Origin of the sequence: Streptomyces sp. YPW6, from assembly GCF_018866325.1 — a bacterium.
GTDB lineage: Bacteria > Actinomycetota > Actinomycetes > Streptomycetales > Streptomycetaceae > Streptomyces.
Genome location: NZ_CP076457.1, coordinates 5451144 through 5470414 on the forward strand (window position 1 = coordinate 5451144; position 19271 = coordinate 5470414).

A 19271-nucleotide genomic window follows, 5' to 3' on the forward strand; every position below is an offset into this window, starting at 1 on the left:
CGGAAACGCAGAGAAACACAGCGGACAGCGGGGCTATAGCTCAGTTGGTAGAGCGCCTGCATGGCATGCAGGAGGTCAGGAGTTCAATTCTCCTTAGCTCCACAATCAGGATCCCGTCCCCACAGGGGGCGGGATCTTCTGCATGGAGACGGCGGAGGGCGTCGAGCGGGCTGCCCCTCTTGCGGGGCCATGGCAGAATCGGAACGCCGGAGGGGGCGACGTACCGATCGGGAGGGAGCGCGATGCCTGCGAGTCGCGAACACGTCCCCGACCAGCGCCTTGTCGCCGCCTCGCCCCCCGGCCCCGTAACGTCCGATGTCCGACCCCGTCTCGGCTGTCCGTCCTGCGGTTCGTCCCATGTGGCCCAGGTTCTGGGTGACAACGGAGGGGTCTCTTACGTGTGCACGGCCTGCGGCCACAGCTGGAGCTGACTGATGGGTGCACACAGGCGTAAGTGCGACTGGTGCGGCAGTGGTACGCCCATCGTCAGGGACATGGACCCGGTGAACCCCGAGTACCAGTACTGGTGCGAGGAATGCGCACGGGCGCTGATCATAAAAGGCGACCCGATCGAGACCTACCGGGAACTGGAGGGGGAGCCGATCTACGGGCGGCTCCTGGAGGAGCACTGCACGCTCAAGCGCTTCTACTCCTTCGCGACGGCCTGAGCTGAGGCCGTCTGACCTGCGGTTGAGGGTCGAACGTCCCGGATGATTCGGGCATACCGGTGCGGACCGGAACCGATTTGGTGAAGCACCGGGGGGACCGTGTAATGTTCTCGATGTCGCCAGGGGGAACCGGGCGGCAAACAGCAAGGGGCTATAGCTCAGTTGGTAGAGCGCCTGCATGGCATGCAGGAGGTCAGGAGTTCAATTCTCCTTAGCTCCACAGGATCGAACATGAGAAGCGGGCCACCCGAATCGGGTGGCCCGCTTCTTTGTGCCCGGATCAGCCGGGTCCACTGCCCAGTGCGCGCCGATGGGCGGCCGGCAGGGCGGGACGCCGTTCGGCCGGCGGCTGCTCGATGCGGAGCGCGAGAGCGGGGCAACGCCGTACGGCGCGCTGGGCGCGCCCGCGCAGGTGCATCGGGACGGCGGCGTCCGCCAGCGCCGGATAGCCGTCCGCGCCCAGCCGGATGAGCTCGGGAACGAGGTCCGCGCACAGGCCGTGGCCCTGGCAGAGCGTCCAGTCCACCGCGAGCTTCTCGCCGCTCGGAATCGACTCCTCCAGATCCTGGTAGCCGGGTGCGGGCAGCGGCAGCACCCCGATCGTCTCCCGGCCGCAGCCACCGTCCAGGACATGTGCGGCGAGGTCGTCCGTGAACGCCGACAGGGTCGAGAGCAGGAACCGCGCGGAACCATCCGGGTGCTTGCACGCCCCGCGGCCCTTCACGGCCTGGGTGACCTCGCGCAGGGCCTCCAGGGCGGCGGGCCCGCCGCCGTTCAGCACGTCGGAGAGCCCGCCCGCGGCGGCGGGGAGCCCCAGCTTGCACGGGCCGCACTGTCCGGCGGTCTCGGCGGCCAGCCAGTTGGCTATCCGGAGGGACTCGCCGAGCGGGCAGGTGTCCGGGCCGATCGGCAGGATGGCCCCCGCACCGAGCGCGCCTCCCACGGTGGCCAGGGACTCGCGGGAGACCACGGCGTCGTGCGAGGAGACCGCGTCGATCCAGTTGCCGTGGTAGCCGCCGGTCAGCACTCCCTGGGGGAGCGGCGGGGCCCCGGCCAGTTGCAGGACGTACCGCAGCGGCACCCCGGTCGGCACCTCGACGACCATCGGCCTCGCCACGGCGCCGGAGACGGTGAGCAGGACCGTGCCGGGCTCGTTCGGCAGTCCGGTGTGTCCGTAGCGGCGGGGGCCGATCCGGGCTGCGACGGCGAGCTGGGCGTACGTCTCCGCGTTCGACAGCAGCGTCGGCGAGCCGCCCACCCCGGTCTCCGCCGCCCGCTCACGCCGTCCCGGTGGCAGGGCGGGCCCGCCGTTCGCCGCCCGGATCACCGAGGACGCCTCGCCCGAGACCATGCGCTCCGGGGTGCGGACCACACGGGCGCGCAACTGCCGGCCGCGCCGGTCGGAGAGGCCGCGTTCGGCGAGAGCCGCCCGTACGGACATCTCCGTGGAGTTGCGGGTGACGGCGACGACCAGGGTGCGCGCGCCGAGCGCCTCCGCCGCCAGCAGCGCACCGTCAAGGATCAGATGCGGGGCGCGGTTGAGCAGCACGGTGTCCTTGCGGCAGGCGGGTTCGCCCTCGCTGCCGTTGACCACCACGACGGGCCGTACCCCGCGCCTGATGGACGCCTTCGCCACCGCTCGCAGCTTCTTGCCGAAGGGGAAACCGGCGCCTCCCCTTCCGCGGAGAGAGATCGTCTCGGCCAGTTCGGCCAGTCGCTCACCGGTCATCGGCTCCAGCGGCCCGTGGACCTTGAGGTGCATGGCGAGGTCGAGCCGCTCCACCAGGTCGAAGCCGGTGGTCAGTTGCGGCAGTCCGACGACGCGGACCTCGGGCACATCGGGGAGGGGGACGTTCACGGTCGGTCTCCTGCGGGTGCGTGCCAGGGTTCGCCGGCCGGAGGAGCGGCGAACGGCCCGGCCTCCGGTTCGGCACGGGGCGCGGCGAAGGGCGAGGGAGCGGGGGAGGGGGAGGGGGCGACCGGAGCGGACGGCACGGTGTCGTAGTCGGCCGGTGCGCCGGTGTACGCCGAGGCCACGTGCGTCGGTGCGTCGGTGTTCTCCGTGGTCGTGTACGTCGGTGCGCCGGTGTACGCCGAGCTCACGTGCGTCGGTGCGTCGGCGTTCTCCGAGGTGGCGTACGCCGGTGCGCCGTGTTCGGGCGTTCCGCCTCCGTGGGCGCCGGGTTCCGGGCCGGTGTGCTCCGGCGTTCCGTACCTCGGCGTGCCGTGCTCCGGCATTTCGTGGAAAGGCGCCGCGTAGGTGTGCTCCTGCGCGGTGTACGCCAGTGGGTCCTGCCGGGGCGCGCCGTGGTGCGCCTGCCCGGGCGGGGCCGGGGACGGTGAGGGCCAGCGGGTCTCCGGCGGGGCTGACGGTCCGCCGCCGAGCGAGACGGCGCGGTACCCGGCCGTGATGCCCGTCCCGGGACCTGATCCGGCCTTCCTCCGCCCCGGGGCTGGCAGCTCCTCCGGTGGGCCGAAGGTGATGCGGTCGGCGCTGCGGGGCGGGGGCTCGTACAGGGGCGACCGCCCGCTGTGCAGCGTTTCCGTCGGCGCTTCGTGCAACGCGCCGGGGATCGCCGTGAAGGGGGGCGTGTTCGGGGGTACGGGCGCCGACAGCGTGCGCGGGCGCACCGGCGTGCCGCGCACGTCCCGGTCGCCCTCGCTCCAGGCGGCCGGATCGGACCAGGGCTCCCCGGTGGGCGAGGGGGATTCCCGCAGGACCGGATCGGGCGCGGCAGGCGGCCCTTCGCCCAGCAGTTCGGCGACCCGGTCGGCGATGCGCCGCTTCGTCGGACGCGGCAGCATCCGCAGGCACAGCGCTCCGGCGACGGCGGCGAGGCAGAGCCCGTACATCACGACCACCCACGTGGCAGGCGCGCGCCCCGCGTACAGGCCGTGGATCAGCGCGGCGCACCACGCCGGGTACGCCAGCGCGTGCACGGCGCGCCACCGGCCTGCGATCCCGCCCGCCTCCCGGGGCGACCCCAGCGACTGCCCGAGCCGGGCGGCCTTGGGAGAGGGCTGGGCGAAGGCGCTGCGCAGGGCTCCGGTCGCGGCCGTGACGACCATCAGCAGCCCGGCCAGCGAACCGAACCCGATCAGCCCCGCCGCGCCGCTCACGCCGAGGCTGAAGGGTATGAGCGCGCCGATCAACGCCACGTGCCCGAGGGCGACTTTGACCGTTCCGTGCAGCAGCAGAAAGCCGAGCGACGCCACGGCGGTGGCCCGGTGGACGCCCTGGCAGACGATGCGCTGCCGGGTGGAGAGGAACAGCCGGTCGGTGGCCAGCAGGCCCCAGGCGACGGCAGCGCTGAGCGACACCAGCGACAGGACGCCGGTGGTGAAATCGAGGGTGGCGCGCAGCTCGTCGCTCCCTGCGACGGCGAACAGAGGGACGAAGACCAACGCGGCGACTGTCAGGCCGCCCTGTACCGGCCTGCTCATTGCGGGGCTCATGCTGGGGGATACGCGGATCTTGCGATGAGGGTTCATGGGGGCGACTCCGAATAGTTCGGCAAAGCGGTCCCGTTGCCGCATGCTAGGACGCCCCATACCAACCGGTACGAGGTTTGCTCGGTTGCCCCGATAGAGGTCGGTACGCGGAGTAACCTCTGCTTCCCGGGCGTTCTCCCCGCCCCGCGAGTCCGCCCAGGACTTCGCGGAAACCTCATGCGCGGCACGCGGGTCGTACACGCCGCAGCCACGGGAACGCCACCTTCCGGCTACGGAGAGTGGTGCGCGGGTGGTGAGGGTCCGCGCGCCTGCGGGCGGTGTCCGCCCTCCGGTTACTCCCCGCTCCCTTCCGGGTCCGTGCGGTACCCTGACGCCATGCGTGCCGTACGCCTTCTGCTTAGCGAGCCGCGCTGAAGAGTCCCGACCGGTGAGAACGCCTGGTCGGAGTCAGCGCGGCGTCCCCTCCTGTGCGAGGGGATTTTTCGTTTCCCGGCAGATGACGATCGATGGAGCTTTGAGGATCATGAGCGAGACGAATTCCGCTGCCGAGACGGCCGCGCCGCACCGCTACACGGCGGCGATGGCCGCCGACATCGAGGCACGCTGGCAGGACTTCTGGGACGCCGAGGGGACGTACGAGGCGCCGAACCCCACCGGCGGCCTGGCGGGCGACCCGGAGCTGGCCGCCAAGCCGAAGAAGTTCATCATGGACATGTTCCCGTACCCCTCGGGTGCGGGCCTGCACGTCGGACACCCGCTGGGCTACATCGCCACCGATGTCTACGCCCGCCACCAGCGGATGACCGGCCACAACGTGCTGCACACCCTGGGCTTCGACGCGTTCGGCCTGCCCGCCGAGCAGTACGCGGTGCAGACGGGCACCCACCCCCGGGTCTCCACCGAGGCCAACATGGAGAACATGAAGGTCCAGCTGCGCAGGCTGGGGCTGGGCCACGACAAGCGCCGCTCCTTCGCGACGATCGACGCCGAGTACTACAAGTGGACGCAGTGGATCTTCCTGCAGATCTTCAACTCCTGGTACGACACCGAGGCCGACCGGGCCCGCCCGATCGCCGAGCTGGTCGAGCAGTTCGAGAGCGGCACGCGCGCGACCCCCGACGGCCGTGAGTGGAGCGCCCTGAGCGCCACCGAGCGCGCCGACCTGCTGAGCCAGTACCGACTGGCGTACGCCTCCGACGCCCCGGTGAACTGGTCGCCCGGCCTGGGCACCGTCCTGGCCAACGAGGAGGTCACCGCCGACGGCCGGTCCGAGCGCGGCAACTTCCCCGTCTTCAAGGCCAAGCTGCGCCAGTGGAACATGCGCATCACCGCCTACGCCGACCGGCTGCTGAACGACCTGGACGGCCTGGACTGGCCTGAGGCCATCAAGCTGCAGCAGCGCAACTGGATCGGCCGCTCCGAGGGCGCCCGGGTGGAGTTCCCGGTGGACACCGCGGGCGGCATCACCGTCTTCACCACCCGCCAGGACACCCTGTTCGGCGCGACGTACATGGTCCTGGCCCCCGAGCACGACATGGTCGAGCGGATCATTCCGGCCGCCTGGCCCGAGGGCACCCACCCGGTGTGGACCGGCGGTCACGCGAGCCCGGCCGAGGCCGTCACCGCGTACCGCAAGCAGGCCGCCGCCAAGTCCGACGTCGAGCGGCAGGCCGAGGCCAAGGACAAGACGGGTGTCTTCACCGGTGCGTACGCCACCAACCCCGTCAGCGGCGAGAAGGTTCCCGTCTTCATCGCCGACTACGTCCTGATGGGCTACGGCACCGGCGCGATCATGGCCGTACCGGCGCACGACGCACGCGACTTCGCCTTCGCGCGCGCCTTCGAGCTGCCGATGCGCTGTGTCGTCCAGCCCTCCGACGACCGCGGCACCGACCCCGCCACGTGGGACGACGCCTTCAGCTCGTACGACGCGAAGCTGGTCAACTCGGCCAACGACGAGATCTCGCTGGACGGCCTGGGCGTCGTCGAGGCCAAGGCCAGGATCACCGAGTGGCTGCAGGAGCACGGCGTCGGCGAGGGCACCGTCAACTTCCGGCTGCGCGACTGGCTGTTCAGCCGGCAGCGCTACTGGGGCGAGCCCTTCCCGATCGTGTACGACGAGGACGGCATCGCCCACCCGCTGCCCGAGTCCATGCTGCCGCTGGAACTGCCCGAGGTCGAGGACTACTCCCCGCGCACCTTCGACCCGGAGGACGCGTCCGCCCAGCCCGAGACCCCCCTGTCGCGCAACGCCGACTGGGTCAACGTCACGCTGGACCTGGGTGACGGCGCTGGTCGACGGAGCTACCGCCGCGAGACCAACACCATGCCCAACTGGGCCGGTTCCTGCTGGTACGAGCTGCGCTACCTGGACCCGGACAACGACCGGCAGCTCGTCGACCCGTCGATCGAGCAGTACTGGATGGGGCCCCGCGAGGGGCAGCCCACCGGCGGTGTCGACCTGTACGTCGGCGGGGCCGAGCACGCCGTGCTGCACCTGCTGTACGCGCGTTTCTGGTCCAAGGTGCTGCACGACCTGGGCCACATCTCCTCCGCCGAGCCGTTCCACAAGCTGTACAACCAGGGCATGATCCAGGCGTTCGTCTACCGCGACAGCCGGGGCATCGCCGTTCCCGCCGCCGAGGTGGAGGAGCGCGACGGCGCGTTCTTCCACCAGGGCGAGAAGGTCAGCCGCGTCCTGGGCAAGATGGGCAAGTCCCTGAAGAACGCGGTCACGCCGGACGAGATCTGCGCGGAGTACGGCGCGGACACCCTGCGCCTGTACGAGATGGCGATGGGCCCCCTGGACGTGTCGCGCCCCTGGGACACGCGTGCCGTGGTCGGCCAGTACCGCCTGCTGCAGCGGCTGTGGCGCAACGTCGTCGACGAGGAGACCGGGGAGGTCACCGTCGTCGACACGGAGCCCGGCGAGGACACCCTGCGCGCGCTGCACAAGGCGATCGACGGGGTCGGCCAGGACATGGCGGGGATGCGGTTCAACACCGCCATCGCCAAGGTCACCGAGCTGAACAACCACCTGACGAAGGCCGGCGGCCCGCTGTCGCGCTCGGTCGCCGAGCGGCTGGTCCTGCTGATCGCCCCGCTGGCCCCGCACATCGCCGAGGAGCTGTGGCGCCGGCTGGGCCATACCGACTCCGTCGTCCACCAGGACTTCCCGGTGGCCGACCCGGCGTACGTGGTCGACGAGACCGTCACCTGCGTCGTCCAGATCAAGGGCAAGGTCCGGGCCCGCCTGGAGATCTCGCCCTCCATCACGGACGAGGAGCTGGAGGCGCTGGCCCTGGCCGACGAGGCGGTCGTCGCCGCGTTGGGCGGGGCGGGCATCCGCAAGGTGATCGTGCGGGCACCGAAGCTGGTGAACATCGTCCCTGCGTGACGGGGACGTCGACGGTGGCGGTGTGACGGCCCCGTGAGCGGTGGGGGCCATCCCCTACGGGCAGGTTGGGGGTTCCGAGGGAACCCCCGACCTGCCCGCTCCGTTTACGGTGGAGGGGGCGACCGGTACCGGCGGCCGCATCGAGACACCGAGGGGCATTCATGGAAGCCGCGCTCACGATCCTGGCGTTGCTCCTGGTCGCGTTCGTCGCGCTGGGTGTCTATGCGACCGTGAAGGCCGTCGGTGCGGCCAAGCGGGGCGTGGACCGCACGATCACGCAGGCCCGTCGCACGGTGGAGGACACCACACTCCGGGCCAAGAGTTTCGGGCAGGCGGGGGTCGCGGGCGAGCTCGCCCAGCTCCGGCTCTCCCTGCGCACCTCGATGCGGGCCACGCAGGACGCCCTGCACGCCGGTGTCGCCGAGGACGCCTCCCTGGCGGAGTCGGTGGACCTGTTCCGGCGGCTGAGCGCCCACGGCCTGGAGCTGGACGACGAGCTGAAGAGGCTGGAGCGCGAGCCGGACCGGGCGACGGTCGCGGGCCTGCTGCCCAAGCTGCGGGAGCGCACGCAGCGCATCACGCACTCCGCCGAGTCGCTGCGCTGGGCGGCACGGGACCGGGCACGCCAGTTCGCCGACGACGACCTGGACGCGCTGAACGCGCAGATCGACATCGAGGCCGGTGCGTTGCGGCACTGGGCCGTGGACGAGCCGTCGACGCAGCGGTCCGGCGCGGACGCCTCCGCCGCGTCCCCGGGCCGGGGCCCGGGGACGGACTGGCCGGAGCCGGCCGCCTCGGCGGAACCGTCGGCCGGCAGCAGCACGGCCGACGAGGCGTGGTCCGGACCGGCCCGTGAGGAGAGCCCGCAGGCGATCACCGCACCGGACCCGCGGCTGCGTTCGACCTACTCCTGGCAGAAGTCCACCCGGCCGGAAACGACGAACTGACGCGCGCGGGACGCTCCGGGCCCGAACGGATGCGTTCCGAAGCGGCCAGGAATGATCAGAGGGCCAGGGCCGGGCTGCCGCGCTCCCACCACGCCAGGTAACCTCCGGCTCATGTCCCGCCATGTCGCTGTCGTCACCGATTCCACGGCCTACCTGCCGCGCCCGACGATGGAACGGCACGGCATCACCGCGGTGCCGCTGACCGTCGTTCTGGGTGACCGGGCGCTGGAGGAGGGCACGGAGATCTCCGCCCGCTCGCTCGCCCTGGCTCTGCAGAAACGCCACTCCGTGACGACGTCCCGCCCCAGCCCCGAGGTCTTCGCCGAGGCCTACCGGGCGGCGGCCGAGGCCGGGGCGGACGCGGTGGTGTCCCTGCATCTGTCGTCGGAGTTCTCGGGCACGTACGACGCCGCGCAGCTCGCGGCGAAGGACGCCCCCGTTCCGGTACGTGTGGTGGACACCGGCATGGTCGCCATGGCCCTGGGGTTCTGCGCACTCGCGGCGGCGGAGGCCGCCGAGGCGGGCGGCGGCCTGGACGAGGCGGTGGCGGCGGCGGAGAAGCGGGCTGCGGGCACCTCGGCGTATTTCTATGTCGACACGCTCGACTACCTGCGCCGGGGCGGTCGCATCGGTACGGCCCAGGCCCTGCTGGGGTCCGCGCTGGCGGTGAAGCCGATCCTGGAGCTCGACGGGGGCCGGATCGAGATGCTGGAGAAGGTGCGGACGGCATCCAAGGCGATCGCCCGTCTGGAGGAGATCGTCACCGAGCGGGCGGGCGGGGCCCCGGTGGACATCGCCGTCCACCACCTCGCCGCCCAGGAGCGGGCCGACCGCCTGGCCGAGCGGCTGCGCGAACGAGTCCCCGGTCTCGTCGATCTCCACGTCAGCGAGGTCGGCGCGGTGATCGGGGCGCACACGGGGCCGGGGCTGCTCGGCGCGGTGATCTCTCTGCGGTGACTTCCCCCGGTGACTTTCCTGCGGTGACTTCCCTCACCGGTGACCTCCCCCGGTGACGTCCTTGCGGTGGTCTTTCTGCGCATACCTCTCTGGTGATGTGCCGCGGTCCTTCCCGGGAGCGTTGTTCCCGGCTCTGATCTCGCCGGGGAGATTCACTCCGTGGAGTGGCCGAGTTGTCCACAACTGCCCGGCTGTCCACAGGAATCGGAGCTGCTCAGCGGGTTTCGCCAGAGGTGCCTAACGTCGTGAGGCATGGCCCTTCGATCTTCTCGGGCGTCAGCTCCCGACGCCCCGTTCACCTCCGCGTCCGCGTCCGACTCCTCTGATCCCTCGTCCTCGCTCTCGTCCATGTCCGCAGCGCCCGCGCGAGCGCGCCGCGGATCCGGTACGCGCCCGAGCGGCCGGGCTGGTGTGCGCCCCGGGGCTCGTCCCGGTCCGCGCCAAGGCGGTCGGCGGTCCGTGCGAGGTCGGACCGCCCTCGCGTCGGCGGCCGCGCGCCGCCGGGCGGATGCGCTCATGGCCGACGCCTCCGCGCCCGCGAGCGATGTCCGGCCCGCAGCGGTGGATGAGCCGCCCGAGACACCCCCGCCCGCATCGGCGCCACCGGTGCCCCGGTCCGAGATGGTGGGGGAGATGCCCGCCGGTACGTCGAGGGCGCGCCGTCTCGTGTCGGCGGTCCGGGAACGGCTGCCGTTGTGGGTGCGGATCCGGTGCGGGATGGCGCCGCGCACGCCGGTGGTGCTCGGTCTGGTGTTGCTCGCCGCCGTGGCCGTCGCCACTGCGCACTTCTGGTCCGTGCGGCCCCAGGCCGTGCGTGCGCCGGAACCGGTCGCGGACGAAGCGGCGGCGCCCGCGCTGCCGGCGGATCCGTTACGGTCCGGCGCGCCCGGTCCGGATCCCCGTCCGGCAGCCGGGGAGCCGCCGAGCGGGAGTGGCGGGACCGGGAGCGGTCAGATCGTCGTCGATGTGAGCGGTAAGGTCCGCCGGCCGGGCGTCCGTCGGCTTCCGGCGGGGTCACGGGTGGAGGACGCGCTCGAAGCGGCGGGCGGGGTGCGCACCGGCACGGACGTCACGGGACTCAACCGGGCGAGGATCCTGGTGGACGGTGAACAGGTCGCCGTGGGCCTTCCGCCGGGCCTGCCGGTCTTCGGCACGAGAGGCGGCGGGGTCGGGTCCGGGGCGGCCGGTGTGCAAGGCGGGGCCGGGCCTTCGGTGCCGCTGAGCCTGAACACGGCGACAGCGGAGCAGCTCGAAACCCTGCCGGGGGTCGGCCCCGTGCTGGCCCAGCACATGATCGACTACCGCGCGGAGCACAACGGCTTCCGATCCGTCGACGAACTCCGACAGGTCAGGGGGATCGGCGACCGCCGCTTCGCCGACCTCCAGCCGCTCGTACGCCCGTGAACAGCCGTGAAACCGGGTTCGACTCCCGGGACGAAGTCCGTCCCGAAGTCCGTCCCGACGTACGTTCCGACATCCGTCCCGGCATCGGTTCCGACGCCCGTTCCGGCATCCGGCCCGATCTCCGTCCCGACTCCCGGTCCGGCTCTCGGTTCGACTCCCGGGGCATGGACAGGGGCAGCGTCGGAGGTGCGGGCACGCAGGGGGATGCGGACGAGGAGGGGAAGGGGGTACGCAGGGAGGGGCCCATGGACCTGCGGCTCGTTCCGCCGGCCCTGGCGGTCTGGGCGGCAGCGGCGGCGACGCTGAGCCTTTCGGGGCGGTGGGCGGTCGTTGTGGCAGTCGCCTGCTCGGTTCCGGCGCTCGTTCTGCTGGCGGTGGCCATGCACGCCACTCGGCGGGGGAGCGGAGGGCCTCGGGCCGGGGGTGCCCACGCTGAGTCCCGGAGCGGGGGTACCGGCGCGGGCTTCCCGACCGGGAGGGTCGACGGAGACTCCTGGGCTGGGACAGCGGCCGACGAGCCCGGGGCGGGGAGGCAGAGCGGAGAGCCCGGGGCGGGACGGCGCAGCGGAGAGTCCCGGGCGGGGAGGCGGAGCGGAGAGTCCCGGGCGGGGCGGGCCGTCGGGCGGGCACGGGTTCTTGCCGCAGGGGGAGCCGTGCTGCTCTGCGCGGGGGCGGGCGCGGCCGTGGCCGGGCTCCACGGAGCGGATGTGCGACGCGGGCCCGTGCCCGGGCTGGCCCGCGAGTATGCGCGGATCGACGTCGAGGTACGGGTGACCTCGGATCCCCGGCCGACCCGACCGGCAGTGCGCGGCAACCACAGCACCCCGGATCTTCTCCTGATCGGTGCCGAGGTCATGGAGGTGCGGACGCCGGACGGGCCGAGCACCCGGGTCCGTACGCCGGTGCTGCTCATGGTCGCGGCGGGCGACCACCGGTCGGACTGGCAGCGCCTGCTCCCGTCCACCCGGCTCCGCCTCACCGGCCGGCTCTCGCCTCCCGCACACGACGGCGAACGCCTCGCCGCGGTCCTGCGGGTGGACGATGCGGGGGAGCCGCGGATCACCGGGCCCCCGACGTGGATCCAGCGTGCGGCGGGAGACCTGCGTGCCGGGCTGCGGGAGGCGACGGACGGTCTGGACGCGGATGCGCGAGCGCTGTTGCCGGGGCTGGTGGTCGGTGACACCTCCAGGGTCCCGCCCGAACTCCACGACGCCTTCAAGGCGACTGACCTCACCCACCTGCTGAGCGTTTCGGGAGCCAACCTCTCGATTCTGCTCTTCCTTCTCGTCGGCCCGCCGGGATCGGCGTCGAGCGCGGAACGCCGCGGACTGGCACCTCTGTTGGGGCTCTCCCTGCGGGGGACCGCAGTGATCGGCGGTGTGCTGACCCTCGCGTTCATCGTCGTCTGCCGCCCGGAACCGAGCGTGCTCCGCGCCGCGGCCTGCGGACTGATCACCCTCCTCGCGATCGGGACGGGCCGACGGAGATCCCTGATCCCCGCTCTGGCGGCCGCTGTCGTCCTCTTGGTGCTCTACGACCCCTGGCTGGCCCGGAGCTACGGATTCCTGCTGTCGGTCCTGGCCACCGGTGCGCTGCTGACGCTCGCGCCGCGCTGGAGCGCCGCTCTGCGGGCACGGCGAGTACCGGGCAGGCTTGCCGAGGTTCTGGCTGCGGCGGCGGCCGCGCAGGCGGTGTGCGCGCCCGTGGTGGTGGTCCTGGTCTCACGGGTCAGCCTGGTGGCGGTGCCCTGCAATCTGCTGGCGGAGTTCGCGGTGGCGCCGGCGACGGTGCTCGGGTTCGTGGCCCTTGCCGTTGCCTCGGTCGCCCCGTCGGCGGCCGAGTCGGTGGCGAGGGTCGCGAGCTGGCCGGCCGGGTGGATCGCCACGGTCGCCCGGACGGGGGCGGGCCTTCCCGGGGCCGAGGTGCAGTGGCCCGAAGGGTGGTCCGGCGCCGCGCTGCTGGCCGGACTCACGGTGTCGGCCGTGCTGCTGGCCCCGAGGCTGGCCCGTCACCCCTGGATCTGCGGAGCTGTCGGGCTGCTTCTGGTGCTGGCGGTGCTGCGGCCGGTTCCGCTGACCCGGATCGTGACCGGATGGCCGCCGCCCGGCTGGTCGTTCGCCCTCTGTGACGTGGGGCAGGGCGATGCGATGGTCCTCGCGGCGGGGGACGGCACGGGGGTGGTCGTCGACGCCGGACCCGACCCCCGGGCAGTCGACCGGTGCCTGCGCGATCTGGCGGTGACCCGGGTTCCGCTCGTGGTCCTCACCCACTTCTTCTTCGGGCACTTCAGTTCTGTGTCATTCCTTGTAACTCGTCTCAGTGAACGCGTCGTACATCGGATCCCCTTCCCTGCTATCTCTCTTCTCCGCGATGTATCAGGAAGGAGACAGAGTGCAACTGTTCTCGGTTGAAATGGAGTTGGCCAGGAAGCACCTGGAGAGTCCGCTGTTGTCGGGTGACGAGGTGGCTGCCTTGCTCGACAAGCAGGCGATCTCCGACGGCACGCCGATCTACCTCGATGAGGAGACGATGATGCCGGTGGAGCCGTACTGCTCGTGGGGCCGGAAGATGTCGTACGAGGATCTGGCGAAGTCGACGCTCAAGGAGTACGGCCGGATCATGGCCCGCGTCGACGTACACCAGCGCAAGCGTGGCCGTGACATTTTGTCGGCCACGGAGTCGGACCTTATCGCCTACAAGAGGTCGCGCACCCAGCGGACCCGGTCGGCCAGAGAACCCATTGCCACCGATGGGGGGACGCCCACTCCCAGGCGGTCCCGGCCGGTCGGCTACTCGGCCTGGACCAAAGAGTCCGGGGTCATCGATAGGTTCTATACGTACGTTGTCAAAGACCGGAAGTGCTTGGAGAGCGCCCCCATGCGGGTTGCCGCGCGGGGGCGGAATGCATTGTCCTCGGGGATCCGCCTCGGCATGGACATCCGGCATCTGACCTTCGACCAGTTCCGGTACCTCCGGGATGTCGGGCTGGGTGGGCAGCGGCCTGATTCGAGTGTGAACCGGTCCTTCCGTGCCAGCGGCCCGCACCGGGGTCGGTGCGCCTGTGACCTGGCTTTGGGCACGGGGATGCGGTGGCAGGAATGGGCGACCGTGCTGTTGCCCGAGCTGGGTATCGGATGGGGACGCCCCGGTGAAGCGGCCGAGTTCAAGGTCCAGGCCTGCGCCAAGTACGGCAAGGAACGCACGATCTACGTCCCCGAAGACACCGTCGAATCGGCCGAGATCTACTGCTTGCTGGAGAGGCCCTATGTAGTGGAGGCAGCCGCTCGCAGGCTCGGCCGGCTGCACCGAGACTTGTTCGTCGTCTCGCACATCGAACATGCAACGGGCCTGATCCGCGGCACGCTCGACGGGATCCAGCAGGAGTTCCTGATGTCTGCGATGGACCCTGATCTGCGGCGGATCACCGTGCGGGAGGGGGAGTTCGGGCTGGAGGCACTGACTCTCTTCGTCTGCCGGGGCGGTCTGATGCCGCTGGCCGACTCATGGAAGCGCTACCGCCACGACGCCTGGCGCCGGATGGAAGCCCTCGCGGACGAGACCACGCCGCTGATGCCCGCGAAGAGATGGCGCTGGCACGACCTGCGCCACACCTACGCCCTGCAGCTGCTGACCTACCTGGAACGGCAGATGGACGGCGAGGAGCCGGATCACGCGGCCCGCCGCCGCCGTCACCGTTCCTACCTGACAGGGAACATCCGCTACAACCCGCTGCTGATCGTGAGCCGCAGATTGGGTCACGCGAACCCGTCGACCACCTACGACTATCTCCAGTACACCGACGACCTGGTGAACGACTTCGAGGCGGCCTTCCGCGACTGGCTCGGCGACCGCGACGAACAGACCACCTACGCGCAGATCGCCTCCCACGCCTTCCGCGTGGAGAAGCCCGCCTTGAAGAACATGGAGGGCTGATGCCCAGGAAGCGCATTGTCCAACAACGCCTGCTCGAGGCACTGGACGCCCCGGCGGGGACATCCGGCCTGGGACTGCGGGTCGTCTCCACGACTAGCCGAGGCCGAGAAGTGCTGCAGTACGTTGACCCGGCCGCCTACCGATGCTCACGGCTGGCCGCTCAGCTGGCGGACGAGTGGGTGGAGTACGTCGCCTCCACCAGCCTCACCGCTGGCCCCTCGGATAACTATCGCAGGGCCATCGAGAAGCTCTGCGAGACGGCGGACACCCAGACGGACGCCGAGCTGATGACGCTGGAGAGCCCTGGGCTGAAGCCCGTCCTCTCGAAGTGGGAGCGGAATCTGCCGGCCGAGTTCTCCACGGGGTCGCAGTGGCCCGCCATGCTGGCCCGCGCCATGCACGTGCTGATCGTCCGGCGCGACGACCATCGGCACCGCAGCGTCGACGAGGGCCTCGCCCGCCTTGCCCGCGGCCCGATTCTGATCGGCTGGGGTGAGTCGAACGAACGCGATGAGTTCGAGCTCGCGGAGAAGCAGGCCATGGTCCGAGCCGCGTGGACCTCGGCGAACGCTCTGCAAAAGCGCCTGGACGAGGGCTGGGCCCTGGCCGGGCAGGGACAGCACCCCGACCAGGGAAGTTGGTTCAACATCGCGGACTTGCTGTGGTTTCTGTGCCAGAACACGGTCCACGCGAAGGAGACCACCAGAGCTTTGCCTCCTGCCTCCTTGTGGCCCGAGGAGTTGCGCGCGCTCATCACCAGGCCGGACGGTCATGTCTACTCCAACATGGCCAAGATCATGCTGGTCAGACGGCTATTGAGCCGTCTCTATCCGACTACCTTGGACCTGCATGCGTTCCGGGTGCTGCTGATGGATGCCACCGGACATGCCTCCGAGGAAGTGACAGACTTCGGCCCCGGCGACGTCGAGTTCCTCCCCAAGGGTGTCCGGCTCACGTTGATCAAGGACCGCGCGAGCCGGCTGCGGCACCGGGCCTTCCGCGACGCCGCTCAGCCCCAGCCGGAGACCGGAGAGCGGGGTGAACACGAGAGTTATGACAAGCCCCGGCGGGAAGCCAGCGCGATCGTGCGCCGCCTGCTTCAGGCCACTGAGAAGGTCCGGGAACGGACACCGCACATCACCAACACCCTCTTCGTCCGGGCCGTGGTGCATGCCAACCTGGAGATTGAGTTCTGCCGCTGGGACCCAGAGGTTCCTTCGATGGCCTTCGGGAAGTGGCTGGACTCCGTCGGCGTGACCATCGAAGGGGACCGGCACATCGGCCGGCTGCGGAAATCGACCAAGGTCGAGAAAGCCATCGTGAGCGGTGGGCGGATCAGCGAGGCCGCCGACGACCACCTGGAAGAAACCTTCGCTGGCCACTACGCGCAGGGCACGACCCTGCGGGTAATTTCCGGCGAGGTGATTACCACCGCCCAAGACCATTGGTTCAGCAAGGCGACCGGTGGGCCCACCGTCATCACCTCCGACGCGGCGGAGGCAGCGGGGGACAGCGAGGCACTCCAGGCGCTCGGGCTGCAGCCCGAGGAGGCGGACGGAATCGTCCAGGGTCAGCTCGACATGGGGATTTCCCACTGCAGGAACCCATACGACGGTCCTTACAGTCCGCCCGGTGAGCTCTGCGCGGTCGCCCCGCTGCGGTGTCTCGAGTGCCGCAACGCCTGGGTAATGCCCAGCCAGCTTCCCCAACTGCTCCTCTTCCAATCGCACTTGGAGAAAGTCAAGCAACGGCTGACGCCGCAGGCATTCACCAGGCACTGGGGCCAGTCCTACTCGAACCTCACTGCGGTCCTTGCCGACCGCAATGACGAGGAGATCACGCTGGCCCGCAAACACATCGGTGCCGGAGAGGCCACCTTGGACCTTCCGCTGTCCGCACGCGTGGAGTTCGACTCGTGATCCTGACCAGCCCCGCCGCCGAGTGGATCCCTCTCTTCCCTGCGGACGAACCCGTCGTCCAGGGCCGTCCACTGCACAAGGACGCTCGACGCCCGGACGCCCGGATCCCCCTGTTCGGCGACACCAGGTCTTGGGACTACAACGGCATTCTCGAGCGCCCCGCTAACTTCTCCGCCAGCGAGTGGAAGATGAACTTCACCGGTGTTCTGGAGCCTCCGGCCTGGAACCTGCTGGCCCGTGAGGTCGCGATGATCCTTTCCAATCCGCAGCACGAGACGCTGCAGGACAAGGGCATCCACCTCGGCTACTCCGCAGCGGACGTGATCACCTTGCGCAATGCGCTCTCCTATCTCCGAGGAGCGGTCAAGTGGGGGCGGAAGAACGGCCTTCCTGACCTTCCCTCGGAGTGGGAGGTCGTCGACCTCAAGCGCCACATCAAGGACCTGGCCAAATGCCTGCGGCCGGCTACGGTCTGTGGGCACGTCGGGCTCTTCCAGAAGATGCATGCGTTCAGCGAGGTGCTCACCGTCGGATGGCCGACGGCGGATCCCTGGCCCGGCAAGAGCGCCCGCCAGGTCTCGAAGTACGTCAAGACGTCCGAACTGTCCACGCAAGCCGTCGCACCGGAAATCTGGTTCCCGCTTATTCGTGCGGCCTGGGCATACATCCACACCTTCGCGCCGGACATTCTCCGGGCCGTTCGATGCTACGGCGGACTCCGCCAGGCCGCCGGTCGGTCCACTGCGGGGAAGACCGCAGAACTCAAAGCATGGCTCGCCGACCCGGACAACAAGGTCCCCGTCTACTACGACCGTGACCGGCCTGACGAGCAGCCCCCGCGGGTCAACTGGCGTTTGATGGCGCTGTTCCTTGGCGTCACTGAAGACCTTCATCACGCCCTGTTCTCCGAACGCCGCCGCCCCAGCAGCCGCGAGCGGCGCGGGATGGTCTTGAACGCCGTTTCCGAGGGCCGGTTCACCCATGCAGGACCCGTGCAGGACCTGACGGAGGTCACCCGAGCGGACAGCAGCGTCGGCCGATGGCACCCTGGCTTCGACGCCCAGCAACTCCACAGACTCCAGACGGTGCTACGGGATGCCGCGTTCGTCTTGGTCGCCGCCTTGTCAATGATGCGCGACTCGGAGCTGCACAAGATCGGCCGCAACTGCATCGTCGAGCACTACAACTCGCCCGCCATCGCCTCAACCCTGAGCAAGGGCAACAGCAACAAGCCCCGCAAGCACTGGTGGATCTCCGAGCCGGTTGCCGAGGCCATCGCGGTCGCTGAAATCGTCTCAGTACACCCCGACCGGGTTTTCGCCCCGATCCAGAGGCCGGACTCCGACGAGGCCATCGACGGCTCCGAGATGGTGAGTTCCTTCATCGCCTTCGTCAACGAAGGCCGGGACTGGTCAGGGCTCGACCGGATCCCCGAAGGCGATGCCTCGCCCCACATGTTCCGCAAGACCATGGCGATGCTGACCGACCAGTTCGCCGGATCGGAGATCGCCCTGGGCATTCAGCTCAAGCACATCGCCACCCGGGCTCTCGCCAACAGCTCCACCCGCGGTTATGCAGCCGCAGACGACGCTTGGGCCAAGCACCTTGAGAACGCCATCGACGCCGCCCGATTCAGGCGACTGAAGAACCTCTACCAGGCCCACAAGGACGGAGAGGTCATCGGCTTCGGCCACGGAGCCGACCGCGTCAAAGCCGCCTTCGACCAGATCATCGCAACCGTCAAAGCCCGAAACGTCAGCTCCCGCGTCGAAGAGGACCTCCTGCGCAAGGCCGGAATCACCATCCGCTTCGGTGTCCTCAACAACTGCCTCTACGACGCTTCGCAACCCGCCGGTGCGGTCTGCCTCGAGAACGCGATCATCCCGGAAGGCCACACGGGTCCGCTGCCGGATCGCTGCCGTCCCGACCGTTGCGGCAACAGCATGATCGGCGTCGAGCATGTCCCGATCTACGACTCCCATCATCGCACTCAGCTCAAGCTCCTTCAGACCCCCGGCTTGGCACCCTGCCGCCGAGCCCTCATCACCCGCGAAGCCGAGCGAGCCGAGGCCGTCCTGAATCAAGTCCAGGAGGCATCCGCATGACTCCTGCCCGCCCTGCCGAGGACCAAGTGTCCGACAAAACCGCCCAAGCCCTCCGGGCCGCTATGCAACGGCTCATCGCAGGCAAGCCTCAGCACACGGACGGGAAGCTCACCAAGGAGAACCTTTGGAGAGAAGCCCAGGTCAGCCGGGCGACGATGAACCGGGCCCCCAGCATCCTCGCCGAGTGGGACGCCTACGTCGCAGTCCACGGGAAGGTCACCCGCGGCGAGGCGCAACGCGACGGGCAGATCGCGGAACTCCGCAAGAAACTGAGGGCGAAGACCCAGGAATGCACTGGCCTTGAAAAGCGCCTCAAGGCCGCCGCCACGGCAATCGCCGCTCTGCACCACGACAACGAAGCCCTCCGCGAGGAACTCGGCAAGCGAAGCGAACGCACCGTTGTCGAGTTGTCCTCCCGCCGCCGAGGGACAACCGAGAACGAATGAGCTGTCACTCTCCACCCTGGCACGCGCGGAGCCAGGCTCCCG

General features: G+C 70.1%; 11 protein-coding genes, 2 tRNA genes and 1 pseudogene. 12 read left to right on the top strand and 2 right to left on the bottom strand.

The window, feature by feature from the left end:
- The first annotated feature begins 29 nt into the window (after positions 1-29).
- From KME66_RS23985 to KME66_RS23995, 3 genes are all read left to right on the top strand, one after another.
- A tRNA-Ala gene (locus KME66_RS23985) sits at positions 30-102 on the top strand.
- Between the two features lie 332 nt (positions 103-434).
- Positions 435-668, top strand: coding sequence for a hypothetical protein (locus KME66_RS23990; RefSeq protein WP_073216832.1), 234 nt, complete (start codon positions 435-437; stop codon positions 666-668).
- A 147-nt stretch (positions 669-815) separates the two neighbouring features.
- Positions 816-888 (top strand) — tRNA-Ala (locus KME66_RS23995).
- A 60-nt stretch (positions 889-948) separates the two neighbouring features.
- On the opposite strand, the gene KME66_RS24000 is transcribed toward KME66_RS23995, so the two are convergent.
- Both KME66_RS24000 and KME66_RS24005 read right to left on the bottom strand, forming a co-directional pair.
- Positions 949-2526: an NADH-quinone oxidoreductase subunit NuoF family protein gene (locus KME66_RS24000; protein ID WP_216325781.1), complete on the bottom strand. Its 1578-nt coding sequence runs from the start codon at positions 2524-2526 to the stop codon at positions 949-951.
- A complete protein-coding gene (locus tag KME66_RS24005) occupies positions 2523-4112 on the bottom strand; it encodes a hypothetical protein (RefSeq protein ID WP_216325784.1) in 1590 nt (529 codons plus the stop codon). The genes KME66_RS24000 and KME66_RS24005 overlap by 4 nt, the downstream gene beginning before the upstream one ends.
- Before the next feature lie 532 nt (positions 4113-4644).
- On the opposite strand from KME66_RS24005, the gene leuS reads away from it, so the two are divergent.
- The 9 genes and pseudogenes from leuS to KME66_RS24050 all read left to right on the top strand — a co-directional run bounded on the left by leuS (position 4645) and on the right by KME66_RS24050 (position 19229).
- Positions 4645-7518, top strand: a complete 2874-nt coding sequence (leuS, locus tag KME66_RS24010) for a leucine--tRNA ligase (RefSeq protein ID WP_073216841.1) — start codon at positions 4645-4647, stop codon at positions 7516-7518.
- Positions 7519-7679: 161 nt separating this feature from the next.
- Entirely contained in the window at positions 7680-8465 is a 786-nt protein-coding gene (locus tag KME66_RS24015) for a hypothetical protein (RefSeq protein ID WP_216325787.1), read from the top strand.
- A 111-nt stretch (positions 8466-8576) separates the two neighbouring features.
- On the top strand, positions 8577-9422 hold the full coding sequence (locus KME66_RS24020; RefSeq protein ID WP_073216847.1) for a DegV family protein: 846 nt from the start codon (positions 8577-8579) through the stop codon (positions 9420-9422).
- A gap of 252 nt (positions 9423-9674) precedes the next feature.
- Entirely contained in the window at positions 9675-10826 is a 1152-nt protein-coding gene (locus tag KME66_RS24025; RefSeq protein ID WP_253208461.1) for a ComEA family DNA-binding protein, read from the top strand.
- 245 nt (positions 10827-11071) lie between these two features.
- A pseudogene (locus tag KME66_RS24030) lies at positions 11072-13099 on the top strand (ComEC/Rec2 family competence protein); the annotation flags it as partial.
- Between the two features lie 118 nt (positions 13100-13217).
- Entirely contained in the window at positions 13218-14759 is a 1542-nt protein-coding gene (locus KME66_RS24035) for a hypothetical protein (RefSeq protein ID WP_216325789.1), read from the top strand.
- Complete coding sequence (locus KME66_RS24040; protein WP_216325793.1) at positions 14759-16678, top strand: hypothetical protein; 1920 nt, start codon at positions 14759-14761, stop codon at positions 16676-16678. The genes KME66_RS24035 and KME66_RS24040 overlap by 1 nt, the downstream gene beginning before the upstream one ends.
- A complete protein-coding gene (locus KME66_RS24045; protein ID WP_216325795.1) occupies positions 16675-18783 on the top strand; it encodes an integrase in 2109 nt (702 codons plus the stop codon). The genes KME66_RS24040 and KME66_RS24045 overlap by 4 nt, the downstream gene beginning before the upstream one ends.
- Complete coding sequence (locus KME66_RS24050) at positions 18780-19229, top strand: hypothetical protein (RefSeq protein ID WP_253208463.1); 450 nt, start codon at positions 18780-18782, stop codon at positions 19227-19229. The genes KME66_RS24045 and KME66_RS24050 overlap by 4 nt, the downstream gene beginning before the upstream one ends.
- Positions 19230-19271: the final 42 nt, after the last annotated feature.